This window comes from Corynebacterium sp. (assembly GCF_052107835.1).
In the GTDB taxonomy this organism is placed as follows: domain Bacteria; phylum Actinomycetota; class Actinomycetes; order Mycobacteriales; family Mycobacteriaceae; genus Corynebacterium.
Genome location: NZ_JBQEDF010000001.1, coordinates 80,709 through 96,572 on the forward strand (window position 1 = coordinate 80,709; position 15,864 = coordinate 96,572).

Annotated in this window: 10 protein-coding genes; 6 read left to right on the forward strand and 4 right to left on the reverse strand. The window is 67.5% G+C overall.

Annotation, left to right across the window (positions count from 1 at the left end; genetic code table 11):
• Positions 1-98: 98 nt before the first annotated feature.
• Positions 99-2,243 carry a DEAD/DEAH box helicase gene (locus ACTIL2_RS00345; RefSeq protein WP_442335449.1) on the reverse strand — a complete coding sequence of 715 codons (2,145 nt, stop codon included), beginning with the start codon at positions 2,241-2,243 and terminating at the stop codon, positions 99-101.
• Between the two features lie 69 nt (positions 2,244-2,312).
• On the opposite strand from ACTIL2_RS00345, the gene ACTIL2_RS00350 reads away from it, so the two are divergent.
• The 3 genes from ACTIL2_RS00350 to ACTIL2_RS00360 all read left to right on the forward strand — a co-directional run bounded on the left by ACTIL2_RS00350 (position 2,313) and on the right by ACTIL2_RS00360 (position 6,002).
• Positions 2,313-3,728 (forward strand): amino acid permease, encoded by a 1,416-nt coding sequence (locus tag ACTIL2_RS00350; protein WP_442335450.1) that lies wholly within the window; start codon positions 2,313-2,315, stop codon positions 3,726-3,728.
• A 121-nt stretch (positions 3,729-3,849) separates the two neighbouring features.
• Positions 3,850-5,328 (forward strand): glyceraldehyde-3-phosphate dehydrogenase, encoded by a 1,479-nt coding sequence (locus ACTIL2_RS00355; protein ID WP_442335451.1) that lies wholly within the window; start codon positions 3,850-3,852, stop codon positions 5,326-5,328.
• A 98-nt stretch (positions 5,329-5,426) separates the two neighbouring features.
• Complete coding sequence (locus ACTIL2_RS00360) at positions 5,427-6,002, forward strand: hypothetical protein (RefSeq protein WP_442335452.1); 576 nt, start codon at positions 5,427-5,429, stop codon at positions 6,000-6,002.
• 7 nt (positions 6,003-6,009) lie between these two features.
• Here ACTIL2_RS00360 and ACTIL2_RS00365 read toward each other — a convergent pair whose 3' ends face one another.
• Complete coding sequence (locus tag ACTIL2_RS00365; RefSeq protein ID WP_442335453.1) at positions 6,010-6,795, reverse strand: hypothetical protein; 786 nt, start codon at positions 6,793-6,795, stop codon at positions 6,010-6,012.
• Between the two features lie 121 nt (positions 6,796-6,916).
• On the opposite strand from ACTIL2_RS00365, the gene ACTIL2_RS00370 reads away from it, so the two are divergent.
• From ACTIL2_RS00370 to ACTIL2_RS00380, 3 genes are all read left to right on the forward strand, one after another.
• Positions 6,917-7,603 (forward strand): hypothetical protein, encoded by a 687-nt coding sequence (locus ACTIL2_RS00370; protein WP_442335454.1) that lies wholly within the window; start codon positions 6,917-6,919, stop codon positions 7,601-7,603.
• Positions 7,604-7,611: 8 nt separating this feature from the next.
• Entirely contained in the window at positions 7,612-11,100 is a 3,489-nt protein-coding gene (locus ACTIL2_RS00375; protein ID WP_442335455.1) for an ABC transporter ATP-binding protein, read from the forward strand.
• A 123-nt stretch (positions 11,101-11,223) separates the two neighbouring features.
• The gene (locus tag ACTIL2_RS00380; RefSeq protein WP_442335456.1) at positions 11,224-14,979 is read left to right on the forward strand and encodes a multifunctional oxoglutarate decarboxylase/oxoglutarate dehydrogenase thiamine pyrophosphate-binding subunit/dihydrolipoyllysine-residue succinyltransferase subunit; all 3,756 of its coding nucleotides are present in this window, start codon (positions 11,224-11,226) and stop codon (positions 14,977-14,979) included.
• On the opposite strand, the gene ACTIL2_RS00385 is transcribed toward ACTIL2_RS00380, so the two are convergent.
• Positions 14,870-15,643 carry a hypothetical protein gene (locus ACTIL2_RS00385; RefSeq protein ID WP_442335457.1) on the reverse strand — a complete coding sequence of 258 codons (774 nt, stop codon included), beginning with the start codon at positions 15,641-15,643 and terminating at the stop codon, positions 14,870-14,872. The two genes, ACTIL2_RS00380 and ACTIL2_RS00385, sit on opposite strands and share 110 nt — an antisense overlap.
• Entirely contained in the window at positions 15,643-15,837 is a 195-nt protein-coding gene (locus ACTIL2_RS00390) for a hypothetical protein (RefSeq protein WP_442335458.1), read from the reverse strand. The genes ACTIL2_RS00385 and ACTIL2_RS00390 overlap by 1 nt, the downstream gene beginning before the upstream one ends.
• Positions 15,838-15,864 lie beyond the last annotated feature (27 nt).

Consider the following 15,864-nt stretch of genomic DNA (forward strand, 5'->3'; position numbering starts at 1 on the left):
AAGCTCCACACACAGGAGAGACCCCGGTCGGCGGTACTGGTCATCAGTACCACCGGCCGGGGTCTCCCGCGGGTCACGCGTGGGGCAGGTCCCCCGCGCTAGTGGTCGTCCCGCCGCTGTCCGCGGTTACCGCGGTGGCTGCCGCGTCCCCCGCGGTCGCCACGGTCCCGGTCACTGCGGTCACGGTCGAAACGACCCCGTCCACCGCGGCTGTCGTTGCCACGTCCGCCACGGGGGCCGCCACGGCTACCACGGTCGTCACGGTCCTGGCGGTTGCGCGCGGGGCGTCCCGCCGGAGCGCCGGGGTCCGGCTCGATGTTGATCAGCTTGCCGGAGATCCGGGTCTGGTCGAGCGACTCGAACACGTCGCGAGAAAGGTCCGAGGGCAGCTCCACGAGTGAGTGCTCGGAGAAAATGCTGATCCGCCCGAAGTCGCGCGAATTCATGTTGCCCTCGTTGGCCAGGGCGCCGACGATGGCACCCGGGCGGACCCGCTGGCGGTGGCCGACGTTGATCCTGTAGACGGCCAGGGTCTTGCCGTTACGGTCGGTGACCGTCGGGGCGTCCTTGTTGAAACGCTCCTTGAACGGCCGGTGCACCCCGGTCTGACCGTCGTTGCCACGACGGTCACCGCGGTCGTTCCGGTCGGTGCGGTCACGGCGTTCCCTGCGTGCCGGCTCCGGCATGTCCTCCATGTAGAAGGGCTCCTTGCCCTGCAGCTTGGCGGCCAGGGCGGCGGCGATGTCAGAGGGGTCGACCTCGTGCTCGGCGGCGTAGGACGACACGAGCTCGCGGAAGGTGTCGACCTGCTTCCCCTTGAGCGCCTCGGTGATCGAGGCGTGGAACTTGGTCTTGCGTGCCGTGTTGACCTCGTCGACACCGGGCAGCTCGATCTCGTTGAGCTTGGACTTGGTGGCCCGCTCGATGTTCTTGAGCAGGCGGCCCTCACGCGGGGTGACGAAGAGGATGGCGCGGCCGTGGCGTCCCGCACGACCGGTGCGGCCGATGCGGTGGACGTAGGACTCGGTGTCCCGCGGGATGTCGTAGTTGAACACGTGGGTGATCCGGTCGACGTCCAGCCCACGGGCGGCCACATCGGTGGCGACCAGGATGTCCAGGCGACCGTCCTTCAGCTGGTCAACGGTGCGCTCACGCTGGTTCTGCGGGATGTCGCCGTTGATGGCCGCGGCGTCGAAGCCACGTTCACGCAGCTTCTCGGCGATCTCCTCGGTGTCGCTCTTCGTCCGGACGAAGAGGATCATCGCCTCGAAGTCGGTGACCTCGAGGATGCGGGTCAGGGCGTTGAGCTTGTTGCGGAAGGTGACGAACAGGTAGTCCTGCGTGATGTTCTCGGCGGTACGCTGCGTGGACTTCACCGTGATTTCGGCGGCGTCGTTCAGGTACTGCTTCGACAGCCGGCGGATCGCCGACGGCATCGTCGCGGAGAACAGGGCGACCTGACGGTCGTCCGGGGTGTCGGACAGGATGCGCTCCACGTCCTCCTGGAAGCCCATGTTGAGCATCTCGTCCGCCTCGTCGAGGACGAGGAAACGCAGACCCGACAGGTCGAGGCTGCCCTTCTCCAGGTGGTCGATGACGCGTCCCGGGGTACCGACGACGACGTGCGCGCCACGGCGCAGGCCGGACAGCTGTGCGCCGTAGGGTGCGCCGCCGTAGATCGGCAGGACGCTCACGCCGCCCAGGTGCTTGGCGAAGGTCTCGAAGGACTCTGCGACCTGCAGTGCGAGCTCGCGGGTGGGAGCGAGGACCAACACCTGCGGGGTGCGCTGGGAGGGATCGATGTTCGACAGCGCCGGCAGTGCGAAGGCAGCGGTCTTGCCGGTGCCGGTCTGTGCGAGACCAACGACGTCCCGGCCGTCCATCAGGGTGGGGATGGTGGCGGCCTGGATCGGCGAAGGCGTGGTGAAACCGACGCCGTTGACGGCGTCGAGGATCTTGGCCGGCAGCCCGAGGGACTCGAATCCCTCGGATGTGTCGGCAGCTGCGGCCTCATCGGCCTCTGCAGCTTCTTCGGTCTTCTCGGTGTTCTCTGTTCGGATGTTGTTCTCGGTGACGTCCCCGTCCACAGTGCTCTCGGGATTTTCTGCGCCCACTACGTCACCGAGGTCCAGCGTCCCGGTGACCGGGGCGGTGGTGTCCTCGTGCAGATTCTCCTGAGGTACTGACGACTGGGATGTTTCCGGCATATTCTCGTCGCCGGTCACGTTCTCAGTTTCAGACATTGTGTTCACAGTACGTTGCCGCGGCCCCAAAAGCGATTCGGCGACTGGTCAGGTCTAGGATATCTCCCCGTGACTGAATCCTCCGGGGCCTCCACCGCGTCCCCCGCCCCCGCACGGCAGCTCCGCCGCACCCTGTCCCACCGGCACATCCACTTCATCGCCCTGGGCTCGGCGATCGGTACGGGCCTGTTCTACGGCTCCTCCGGGGCCATCGGTGCGGCCGGCCCCGGCGTGGTTTTCGTCTACCTGCTCGGCGGGGCGGTGGTCTACTTCATGCTCAGGGCCCTGGGCGAGATGGCGGTCGCCGACCCCGCCCCCGGGTCCTTCGCCGAGTACTGCCGCCGCTATCTCGGGGGGTGGGCCGGCTACATCACCGGCTGGATGTACGCCTTCGAGATGATCATCGTGTGCCTGGCCGACCTCACCGCGATCACGGTGTACATGACCTTCTGGTTCCCGGAGACGGACGGCTGGGTGTGGGTCGCCGTGGCACTGCTGATCGTGGGTGCGGCGAACATGGCGAGTGCACGCTGGTACGGCGAGCTGGAGTTCTGGTTCACCTCGATCAAGGTCACCGCCGTGGTCGCGATGATCCTCGGCGGCGCGGCGATCCTGGTCTTCAACGTCGACACCGGCGGCTCCGCGGGGTTCGACAACCTGTGGAATGACGGCGGCCTGTTCCCCAACGGCATTGAAGGCGTGTTCAGCGCCCTGATCCTGGTCCTCTTCGCTTTCGGCGGCACCGAGATCATCGGCGTCACCGCCGGGGAGGCGGCCGACCACGAGAAGACCATCCCGCGGGCGGTCAACACCGTCCCTATGCGCATCCTGCTGTTCTACGTCCTGGCGATCCTGGTGATCGTCGCGGTAATCCCCTGGCGGCAGATCACCGGGGACGAGTCGCCCTTCGTCCAGATCTTCAACGACCTCGGTGTGGGGTGGGCGGCGGCCGCGCTGAACGTGGTGGTCGTCTCCGCCGCACTGTCGGCGATCAACTCCGACCTCTACGGCGCAGGACGCGTCGTCTTCGGCATGGCGCGCCAGGGACTCGCCCCGAAGGTCTTCGCGACACTCAACTCGCGTGGCGTCCCCGGGACCACGATCGGCGTGATGATCGTGGTGCTGCTGATCGGGGTGGGGCTGCAACTGACCAACGACACCGCGGCCGACCTGTTCCAGGACATTGCCGCCCTGGCGACCTTCGCCACGGTCTTCGTGTGGCTGATGATCCTGCTCGCCCACCTGTCGAGCCGGTACAGGCACCGGGTCGACCCGGCGTCGCTGACCTTCACCGTGCCGCTGTGGCCCGTCGGGCAACTGTTCGCCGTCGCGGTCATCCTGGTCACCTTCGGGACGATGGTGTGGATGGACGAGTACCACTCCGCACTGTGGGCCGGGGTCATCTTCCTGGCGCTGATGAGTCTGCTGTACCCGCTGACGCGCAGATCCACCCCGACACAGGGGGCCGGACCGGGGGCCAACTAGGTCAACAATGTTCCCCTGATTTACCTTTGTAGTGTCCGGCACCCCTGACCCGGGGTACCAGCCGAGCGCCTCCCCACCGGTCAGACAGACCGCCTTGAGACTTTGAAGGAACCGCATCCACATGACTGCACAGGCCCCTGACAACCAGAACGACTGGAGCTCGCGCATCCTGCTCGCCCAGCAGATCCTGCCGCTGCTCTCCCGTCTCCACCACGAGCACAACGTGGTGACCTCGATCTTCGGCCGGCTGCTGATCAATGTCACCGACATCGACATCATCAAGTCGCACCGCTACGCCCGGCTGGTCACCGACCGGGAGATGCCGCTGAGTTCGACCCTGCCGATCCTGCAGGAGCTCGTGGACATGGACCTGGGCACCGCCTCGATCGACCTGGGACGCCTGGCAACCGGCTTCGACACCCGGAACGCGGAGCAGGGTGGGGACCTCGTCCTGCGCGACTACCTGGAGGAGGAACTCTCCGGGGTGGTCGGAGCCCGCACCGAGATCCAGGGGGCGGACATCGTCCTCTACGGTTTCGGACGCATCGGCCGGCTGCTCGCGAGGATCCTGATCTCCCGCGAGGCGACCTACGGCGGCTCCCGCCTGCGTGCGATCGTGGTCCGCCGCAACGGGGACGACGACCTGGACAAACGCGCCAGCCTGCTGCGCCGCGACTCCGTCCACGGTGCCTTCGACGGCACCATCACCGTGGATCACGACAGGAACGTCATCTGGGCCAACGGGACCCCGATCCAGGTGATCTACTCCAACGACCCCGCCACAGTGGACTACACCGCCTACGGAATCGACGATGCCGTCCTGGTCGACAACACCGGGCGCTGGCGCGACCGTGAGGGACTGTCCCAGCACCTGTCGACCAACGGCATCTCCAAGGTCCTGCTCACCGCCCCGGGCAAGGGCGATGTGCGCAACATCGTCTACGGCATCAACCACGCCGACATCACCGACAGCGAGGACGACCGCGTACTGTCCGCGGCGTCGTGCACGACCAACGCGATCACCCCCGTGCTGAAGGTCATCAACGACCGCTACGGGATCGCCCACGGCCACGTGGAGACGGTCCACTCCTTCACCAACGACCAGAACCTGATCGACAACTTCCACAAGGGCCCCCGTCGTGGACGCGCCGCCGGCCTGAACATGGTGCTCACCGAGACCGGCGCGGCCAAGGCCGTGGCCAAGGCCCTCCCCGAGCTCGGGGGGAAGCTCACCGGCAACGCGATCCGCGTCCCCACCCCGGACGTGTCGATGGCCGTGCTGAACCTGTCGCTGGACCGGGACACCACCCGCGACGAAGTCAACGACTACCTGCACAAGGTCGCCCTGCACTCGAACCTGCGCCAGCAGGTCGACTTCATCAAGTCCCCCGAGGTCGTCTCCACCGACTTCGTCGGCTCCACGCACGCCGGCATCGTGGACGGTCTGGCGACCATCTCCGAGGGCCGGAACCTGGTCCTCTACGTCTGGTACGACAACGAGTACGGCTACTCCAACCAGGTCATCCGCATCGTCGAGGAGATCGCGGGCACGCGGCCCCAGGTCCTGCCCCGTCGGGTCTCACCGGCGGAGCTGGGCTGAACCGGCCGGACAACACGTCAGCCAATCATCGAACGGATGTTCGAATTCTGATGGCCCGGCCAGTGACGCTGTCCGGGCCAAGTCGTACATTGCCGGGTATGACCGACACGACATCATCCACCCAGACCCACCGCCCCGTCCGCCGTCCCCTGAGCGCCCTGCGCCCCGCGGCGGCCATCGCCCGTGCCGCTGACCGCTGCGCCAGCCTGCTCCGCCACCCCCGAAGCCGAATCAGGGTCACCCCGGGATGGCGCGCCCCGTCGACGACGGTGCTTCTCCCCGCCGGCAGCGCGACGGTGTTCCTCTCCCGCCACCGGGTCTCCCCCACCCTGTGGCGCAAACTCACCGGCACCCCGGCCCACGTCACCGTCCCGGATTCCCCCCTGTTCCTGGTGACACTCAGTGCCCTGACCGAGCCGTCCCATCTCACCGGGACGGTCCGGGACATGACCGTCAGCGTTCACTCCCTGTTCCGTCTGGTCCTCGACCCGGACTCCGGCACCGGACCCGGGTGGATCAACGCGGAGACCTGCGGCAGGGAGCACCCGGAAGGCTCCCCCACCGAACGGACGCTGGAATGGACCTGGCATGCACTGATGACCGGGACCCAGCTGGAGGACAGCCCCGGCGGTCTGCACCGCGGGACCACGTCCGGGGAGGACCGGGCGGCGTGACCGGACGTCAGGCCTGGTCCTCCCCCCAGAACACGTCATCCGGGTCATCCTCCGGGTCCTCGTCGTCATCGTCCTCCCAGAGCTGCTCGAGCGGGACCAGGAGCTCCTCCCAGTCCTCCGCCTGCTCCCTGGCAACCGCCAGGACGTCGAAGAGCTTGTCGAAGTCGGTGAACTCACCGAGGTCGAGAACCTCCTCGGCCAGATCCGCGACGTCACTGACCAGCCCCTGGAACATTGCCTGGCGCTCGACCTCCGACAGGCCCTCGCCCGGGGCACCGTCATCCCAGACCTCGGAGATCGCCTGGTCCATGAGGTCGTCGAACCCATCCCCCAGAGTGATGAACTGGACCCGCGCCGAGGGAACCGCGGACTCACCGTCGAGGACAACCACGAGCTCCGAGTTCTCACCGATCTCCGCGGCGACCCGCAGGGCATCGGTGGCGTCCTGCACGAACTCGAGATCCTCGATCCGGGAATCCGTGCCGTCGATCAGGTCGCGAATCACCGTCACAACCTGGTCGGTCGCGATGTGCCGGGCCACGGTGGACACGGCATCCTCCACGGAGAACACCACCCCCACCAGGGCAGCCTCGAACTCGTCATCGTCCTCGGACACATCCGCCATGGCCAGGAAGACATTGGCGGCATGCATCCCCGTGCCAGCGACCTCCTCGATCTCGACGAACTGGATCTCGAGATCGGCGGACACGGGGACGAACAGGATGCCGTCATTGACCCTGGACTCGATCCCCTCCGCATCGAGGGATTCAGCGATGTCCTCATAGAAACCCATGACGGGCACCTCCTTAACGTACGTTCTCCGGGAGAGGGTCAGCCGGAACGTCCCCAATGCTAGCCCGATACCACCCGGAGCGGTTGCGGCCTAGAATGAACATCCTGACAACTTCACCCCCGTGAGAGAGGACGGCACCGTGCTGCGTCGACGTCGGAACAAGGATTCATTCGTCACCCGGAAGTTCATCGGAGCCGTTGACAGGGCAGTCCAGATCCAGACCGCCCCCATCCGGGCCTACACCGACGCCACCCTGCGCAGCAACGACGGTGACCTGGGCGCCGCCCAGCGCGCCATCGACAAGCACTTCATGGGATTGGCCACCGGCACCGGGGTCGGCACAGGCGGAGTCGCGGTGGTCCCCGGGATCGGCACCGTCGCCGCCGTTGGCGCGGTCGGTCTCGAAAGCGTCGTCCTTCTCGAACTCTGCGCATGGTACGTCGTCGCCTCCGCACGGCTGCACGGCGTCGACATCTCCGACGCTGCCGTCCGGCGTGACCTTGTACTCCTCGCCTTCGCCGGGGCATCGGGATCCAAGGCCCTGTCCTCGATGACCGGGCAGCGGGGGCTGCGGGGACTGATGAGCCTGCCGACCTCCGGGAGCGCGGGAAACCTCTCCCTGAATTCCACGCTCGGCACCCTCGCGTTCCGCAACATCCGGCGCCGTCTCGGAACCTCCATGACCGGCAAACTCCTCCCCTTCGGCGCCGGCGCCTACCTCGGGGCCCGCGCGAACCGGGCGACCGCCAACCGTCTCGTCACCGATGTCCACGGAATCCTCGGCGACGATCCGGTGCCGACCACGTAGGCACGCGATTGAGCACACAGCACCCTCGACTCCGCGACCAGTACCGCCGCCACCCCGTCTGGGTCGGCCTGGCGTTCGGGTCCGCTGTGCTGGCATCACTGGCCCAGGTTGTCCTGCCCATCTTCGCCGGATCCGCCATCGACGGCCGGGACGGCGCCATCTCCGGGCTGGTGGTCGCCGCAGTACTGCGCTACGCGTTCCAGGCGGTCCGCAAGTACACGGGCGGGCAGTTCTCCACCCGGACCCAGCACGAACTGCGCACGGGCCTGCTGGCATCACTGCAGCGCACCACGGGCGGCCAACGTATGCGACTGCGGTCCGGGCAGCTCGTCAGCCGGTCCATCTCCGACCTGAACCAGATCGAACGCATGCTGGAGATGCTGCCGATGGCGGTCGCGGCGATGGTGGAGATCGTCGTCATCGTGGTGGCAATGCTGTGGCTGTCACTGCCGATCGCCCTGGTCATCCTCGTCCAGGTTCCATTGCTGGGAGTGGTGGTCGTGGCCAGCCGGCGTCGTCTGTACGCCGCAACGTGGGCCAGTCAGCAGCAGAGCGCCGACATCGCGACGCAGGTCGAGGAGAGCGTGACGGGCATCCGCGTGGTGAAGGCCTTCACCCAGGAGGAGCGGGAACTGGGGGCACTGCGCCGTCTGGCCGCACGGATGTTCTCGCTGCGCATGAGGGAGGCCAGGCTCACCGCCGTTTTCCAGCCCGTCCTGTCCAGCCTGCCGAACGTCGGCATGGTCGCCACGATCGTCATCGGTGGCTGGCTGGCACTGGAGGGGCACATCACCGTCGGTGAGTTCCTGTCCGCGAGCACGTTCGTCACCCTGATCGCGCGGACCACCCGGCAGGCCGCCGGGATGATCGTCACGGTCCAGCTGGCGTCCTCCGCGGTGTCCCGGGTGATGGACATCCTCGCGCTTCCCGCCCGCCCCACCGGCACACGGAGCACCGGAAACGCCACCGGCATACGCGGCAGTATCCGCACCGGCCCCCTTGACCTGGACATCGACATCGAACCGGGGACCACGGTGGGGGTCCGCGGCCCGGCAGGGTCAGGGAAGACCCTGCTTCTGCATACCCTGGCGGGACTGCACGCAACGGACGGTGTCGACCTCGCCCTCACCGACGGCAGTGACGCGGTACCGCTCCCCGACGTCCGCGACGACGACCGTCCCACGCTGGTGTTCGACGACCCCTTCCTCTATTCGGCGCCCATCCGCGACAACATCCGCATGGGCACGAACGCCACCGATGACGAGGTCCGGCAGGCCGCCCGCGCCGCCTGCGCGGAGGATTTCATCGACGAACTCGGCGGCCTTGACACCGTCATCGGGGAACGCGGCCTGACACTGTCCGGTGGCCAGCGACAGCGTATCGGCCTTGCCCGGGCGTTCCTGCGCTCACCACGGATCCTCATCCTGGACGACGCCACCACGGCAATCGACGCCAGTACCGAGGCCCGCATCCTCGACAACCTCCGGAACCTGCACAGCGCCCACTCCCCCTCCTCCCCGCTGACCCTGGTCCTCACCGGACGACGCCACTCCGCTGTGGAACTCGCCGATGTCCTCATCGACCTCCCGGAACCCGCACGGGGATCCCTGTGGCCGACCGGCAGCCGCACGGTGGACAGCCCTGGCCGTGCTGCCGACGAACCCCGGGAAAGGACCCGGGAGGAGGCGGATCTGGAGCGATGGGCCACGGAACTCGAGGGACGCCCCGACATGGCCCGGCAGTTGCGGTCGCTCCCCGCCGCCCGCGAGGTCCCGTCCGTCCCCGACTACACCGCCCCCTTCTCCCTGCCCAGTCTGCTGCGGCTGGTCCGGGGACTGGTCATCGCCATCGTCGGCGTGCTGCTGCTGTCCGTCGCCGCGGATGTCACGCTGCCCACCCTGGTCCGGCACGCCATCGACGGTGGGGTATCGACCGGGAACATGGGCACCGTCCTGGTCGCGGCAGGTATCGCGTTGGCGGTCGTCCTGGTGAGTTGGGCGGCGCAGTCGGCCACGGAGATCCTCACCTCCCGCGCCGGTGAACGTCTGCTCTACTCACTGCGCCTGCGCAGCTACCGCCACATCACCGGTCTGGACATGAACTACTTCGAGACCACCAGCGCCGGGCGCATCCTCACCCGGATGACCACCGACATCGACACCCTGTCCAGGTTCCTGCAGACCGGTGTCTCCCAGTCCATTGTCTCGGTGGCGATGCTGGCGGGTGTCCTGGTGATGCTGGTGACCACGAACCTGGCCCTGGCGGGCATCACCGCCCTGTTCATCCCGGTGACCCTCGCAGCGGCGCTGGCGTTCCGCAGCATCGTCCGGCCGCTCTACCAGCAGGCGCGGTCGACCGCCTCCGAGGTGAACGGTTCCTTCCACGAGAATGTCGCGGGGCTGGCCACCAGCGAGGTCTACGACTACGACGCCACCACCCTCGCCCGGTTCACCGGGGAATCCGACCGGCTGCGCTCACTGCGGATGAAGGCGCAGACCGCCGCCTCCGTGTTCTTCCCCGGCATCCAGTTCCTCGCCGAGATCTCCCAGGCCGTCGTCCTCGGTTTTGGCACGGCGATGGTGACGCGCGGCGACATCAGCTCCGGGGTCCTGGTGGCGTTCTCCCTGTACGTCACCCAGTTGTTCGGGCCCATCCAGCAGCTGTCCCAGGTCTTCGACCAGTTCCAGCAGGCCAAGGTGAGCCTGCAGCGGATCAGTGAACTCCTCGCACGCCGGTCGTCGATGACCGACGGCACCCGGGAGGTCTCCGGCACTCCGTCGATGGACGTGACCTTCGGGTACGGCGACTCCACCGTCCTCGACGTGGACCTGGAGTTCCACGGCACGACCGCACTCGTCGGGGAAACGGGGGCCGGGAAGTCGACGGTGGTCAAGCTCCTCTCCCGGCTCTACGACCCCACCACCGGTGCCGTCCGGGCCGGCTCCACCGACCTGCGGGACGCCAGGATCGCGCTCTGGCGCCGACAGCTCGGGGTCGTACCCCAGGAGGCGCACCTGTTCTCCGGCACGGTGGCGTCCAATGTCGCCTACGGGCGCCCGGACGCCACCCGCGACGAGATCACCGGGGCGGTCGAGAGGATCGGCGGACAGGACATCATCGCGACCATTCCGGGCGGGTTGTCGGCACCGGTCCGCGAACGTGGGGTGGGGCTGTCCGCCGGCCAGCGGCAGATCATCGCCCTGGCACGCGCGGAGATCACCGACCCGAGGATCCTGCTGCTCGATGAGGCGACCGCCTCCCTCAACGATGACGTGGAGCACCATGTCGTCGACGCCATCTCCGCGGTGTCCCGGGGACGCACCGCCGTGATTGTCGCGCACCGCCTCGCCACCGCCGCCCGGGCCGACAGGATCATCGTCCTCGACGGGGGCCGTGTGGTCGAGAGCGGGGACCACGTGAGCCTGCTCGAGGCCGGCGGCCCGTACGCACGTCTGTGGCGCGACGCCACCGAACCGATGAACGAGCGCAAAGAATAATACTGAAAACATAGGCTCATCTGCTGTTTTTGACGCCGCCCCCGACACACCGCGTATGGGCTGCATTGTAGTAGTGTGGAACGTCGAGATTGACCACATCATGAAATGAGGCGAGGACCTGCTGTGAACAGCACCAATTTCGGCCAAAACGAATGGCTGGTCGACCAGATGTACCAGCAGTTCAAGGAAGACCCGCAGTCCGTTGACCAGGAATGGCGGGATCTTTTCAACAACCGGCCGGACAAGGTTGAACAGCCCGCCGCAGCCGGCAGTCCCGGCGCAGACAGCACCGGAACCTCCACGAAGAAGGCAGCGGCCACGAAGAACACCCCGGAGAAGGCACCCGCGAAGGCCCCCGACAAGGAGCCGGAGAAGCCCTCCAAGCCCGTCCCGCCGATGGCGTCCGGTACGGAGGCCGGAGCCGCGGCCAGGTCACTGCCAGCCTCCGTCAACCCGATTCCCGAGCGCGTCGCACCGCCGGCCCCGAAGAGCCCGGTCGAGGCGCCCACCTCCGGCGACCACCCCCTCAAGGGCGCACAGAAGTCCATCGCCAAGAACATGGACATCTCCCTCGAGATCCCCACAGCCACGACCGTGCGCGACATGCCGGCGAAGCTGATGTTCGAGAACCGCGCCATGGTCAACGACCACCTGAAGTCCCGCGGCAAGGGCAAGATCAGCTTCACCCACATCATCGGCTGGGCAATGGTCAAGGCCACGCAGGCCCACCCCTCGATGAACAACAGCTACAAGGTCGTCGACGGCAAGCCGGTGATGGTCACCCCCGAGCACATCAACCTCGGCCTGGCCATCGACATGGTCTCCAAGAATGGCGCGCGCAACCTCGTCGTCGCCGCCATCCGTGAGTGCGAGACCCTCTCCTTCGACGGCTTCGTCGACGCCTACGAGGACATCGTCAACCGCGCCCGCATCGGCAAGCTGACCATGGACGACTTCAGCGGGGTCACCATCCAGCTGACCAACCCCGGCGGCATTGGCACCCGTCACTCCGTGCCCCGTCTGACCCGCGGGCAGGGCACCATCGTCGGTGTCGGCGCCATGGACTACCCGGCGGAGTTCGCCGGCGCGTCCGAGGACCGCCTCGCCGAGATCGGCGTGGGCAAGCTCGTCACGATGACCTCGACCTACGACCACCGCATCATCCAGGGTGCGGAGTCCGGCGAGTTCCTCCGCGACATCAGCCGCCTGCTGATCAACGACGACTTCTGGGACGACATCTTCACCGCCATGTCGGTGCCCTACGCCCCGGTCCGCTGGAGCCAGGACCTGCCCAGCATCGGTGTGGACAAGTCCACCCGCGTCATGCAGCTCATCGAGGCCTACCGCAGCCGCGGCCACCTCATCGCGGACATCGACCCGCTGCAGTGGACCCAGCCGGGCCTGCCGGTCCCCGACCACTCCGACCTGGACATCGAGACCCACGGTCTGACCCTGTGGGACTACGACCGCAGCTTCAACGTCGGCGGGTTCGCCGGCCGCGAGAAGATGACGCTGCGCGAGGTCCTGGCGACCCTGCGCAGGGCCTACACCCTGAAGGTCGGCTCGGAGTACACCCACATCCTCGACCACACCGAGCGCCAGTGGCTCGAGGAGCAGATCGAGGCCGGCCAGCCCAAGCTGTCCAATCCCGAGCAGAAGTACCTGCTGCAGACCCTGAACTCCGCCGAGGCGTTCGAGAACTTCCTGCAGACGAAGTACATCGGCCAGAAGCGCTTCTCGCTGGAGGGCGCCGAGTCGCTGATCCCGCTCCTGGACGCCGCGGTCGACTCCGCCGCCGAGCAGGGCCTCGAGGAGGTCGTCATCGGCATGCCGCACCGCGGCCGCCTGAACGTGCTGGCCAACATCGTCGGCAAGCCCTACTCCAAGGTCTTCACCGAGTTCGAGGGCAACATCGAGCCGTCGATCTCCGGCGGTTCCGGTGACGTCAAGTACCACCTCGGGCAGACCGGCGAGTACACCCAGATGTTCGGTGACAACGACATCGACATCACCCTGACCGCGAATCCCTCCCACCTGGAGGCGGTGAACCCGGTCATGGAGGGTATCTCCCGGGCGCACCAGGACCTCTCCGAGAACGGCAACGACTTCCCGATCATGCCGATTCTGATGCACGGCGACGCGGCCTTCACCGGTCTCGGCATCGTCCAGGAGACGATCAACCTCGGAAAGCTCAACGGCTACTCCGTCGGCGGCACCGTCCACGTGGTCGTCAACAACCAGATCGGCTTCACCACCACGCCGGACGCCGGCCGTTCCACCCACTACGTCACCGACCTCGCGAAGGGCTTCGACGCCCCGATCTTCCACGTCAACGGGGACAACCCCGAGGCCGTGGTCTGGGTCGCACGCCTGGCCGCCGGGTACCGCCGCCGTTTCGGCAAGGACGTCTTCATCGACCTGGTCTGCTACCGCCGGCGTGGCCACAACGAGTCCGACGACCCGTCAATGACCCAGGCCGCGATGTACGACCGGATCCACGACCGTCCGACCGTCCGTGCCCTGTACCACGACACCCTGGTGGGCCGTGGCGAGCTGACCGACGAGGACGCCAAGCGCGCCGCCGAGGACTTCCACGACCAGATGGAGACCGTGTTCAACCAGGTCCGCGAGGCGGAGAAGGGCACCGCACCGGCCGAGCAGACCGGCATCGCCGGATCCCAGTCGCTGACCCGCGGCCTGGACACCTCGGTCAGCCCGGAGACCCTCGAGGCCGTCGGAGACGCCTTCGCCAACGTCCCGGAGGGCTTCAGTGTCCACCAGCGTGTCAAGCCGGTGGTCAAGCGCCGCCACGAGATGTCGGTCAATGGCGGCGTCGACTGGGCCTTCGCCGAGCTGCTGGCCTTCGCCACACTCGCGGAAGACGGCCGTCTGGTCCGTCTCGCCGGCGAGGATTCGCTGCGCGGTACGTTCACCCAGCGCCACGCGGTGCTGTTCGACGCGGAGACCTCCGAGCCGTACAGCCCCCTGGAGAAGCTCGCGGCGGACCACGGCAACGGTGGCTCCTTCCGCGCCTACAACTCGCCGCTGACGGAGTTCGCCGGAATGGGCTTCGAGTACGGCTACTCCGTGGGCAACCTGGACGCGGTGGTGGCCTGGGAGGCACAGTTCGGCGACTTCATGAACGGCGCCCAGACCATCATCGACGAGTACGTCTCCTCGGGCGAGGCGAAGTGGGGCCAGCTGTCGAACCTGATCCTGCTGCTGCCCCACGGCTACGAGGGCCAGGGGCCGGACCACTCCAGCGCCCGCATCGAGCGTTTCCTGCAGATGGCCGCCGAGGGCTCGATGACCATCGCACAGCCGACCGCCCCGGCGAACTACTTCCACCTGCTGCGCCGGCACGCCATGGGCAGCATGCGCCGCCCGCTGGTGGTCTTCACCCCGAAGTCCATGCTGCGCAACAAGGCCGCCACCTCCCCGGTGGAGGACTTCACCGAGGTCACCAGCTTCCGCTCGGTGCTGGACGACCCGCGGCTGGAGGAGACCTCCGGCACGCACGACGACATCTCCACCGTGATCCTCTGCTCCGGCAAGATCTACTACGACCTGGAGAAGAAGCGCGCGGCCGATGAACGTGACGATGTCGCGATCGTCCGCGTGGAGATGCTGCACCCGCTGCCGCACAACCGGATCAAGGACGTCACCGACCGGTACCCGAACGCGGAGTTCCGCTGGGTGCAGGACGAGCCGGCGAACCAGGGTCCGTGGCCGTTCGTCGCCCTCCACCTGCCTGAGCGCATCCCGGGCTTCAGCATGAAGCGCATCTCGCGCCGTGCCCAGTCCTCCACCGCCACCGGTGTGGCGAAGGTGCACAAGCTGGAGCAGGAGCAGCTGCTGAACGACGCCTTCGCGAAGTAGCGGCTCCCCTTCTCCCTGTCGGGCACGTCGGGGCGACCTCGTCACTGCTGACCCCGCCGGCGACATTGTTCAGGGCCTTGCGGTCCTGCCGGTCGAGCTCGGTGTTGCGGTACAGCGCGACGATGTTCTGCGGCAGGGAGTCATCGTCACAGCCCACCGCCTCGCCGGGGTCGCTGGCCTGCAGGTCCGTGGGAAGCGCGGAGAACATCGTCGAATGGGTGATGTCACGCCACTGCGAGGGGTCCACCTCGCCGCCGTCCGCGGCGGCCTCGTCCTTCGCCTCGGCGTAGCGACCACGCATCTCCTCCCCCTTGGCCGGGTCGAGTTCGTCCAGCAGCTCACCGACGCATCCCACCACCATGGTCAGTTCACCGCTGAGCAGGCGCGGCAGACGGTCCTGCCCGGACACGTCCGAGGCGTCAACGCTGCGTCCCACCGCGGCGAACTCGCTCTCGTAGCTGTCCACCAGGCGTTGCTGGACCGGATCGTCGGTCACCCCGAGCACCACCGTCCCGGATGTGTCCGCATCCAGCTCCGGGGCGGACGGTCCGGTGGCGTCGCTGGACGTGCAGGCCGCCATCGCGGGCACCAGGGCACCGGCAGCCACCGCCACCGCACCCGTCCTGAACCGTGCCATCTGCCGCACCCCGCGTCCTTCCATCATCACCACCATGCCACCACGAACACCACGACGAGTGCCACCCACGGCACCACTGCCCACAACCGTGCCCTGTCCGACAGCAGTGCTGCGGCCGCGGCGACGACTCCCCCCACGGCGTGGGGAATCCACAGCGGGCTGCCGGGCAGCGCCAGAATCACGGCCATGCCGCAGAGACCACCGGCGATCAAGCGGGTCATGCCAACCTCCCTTACTGCACCCTCACT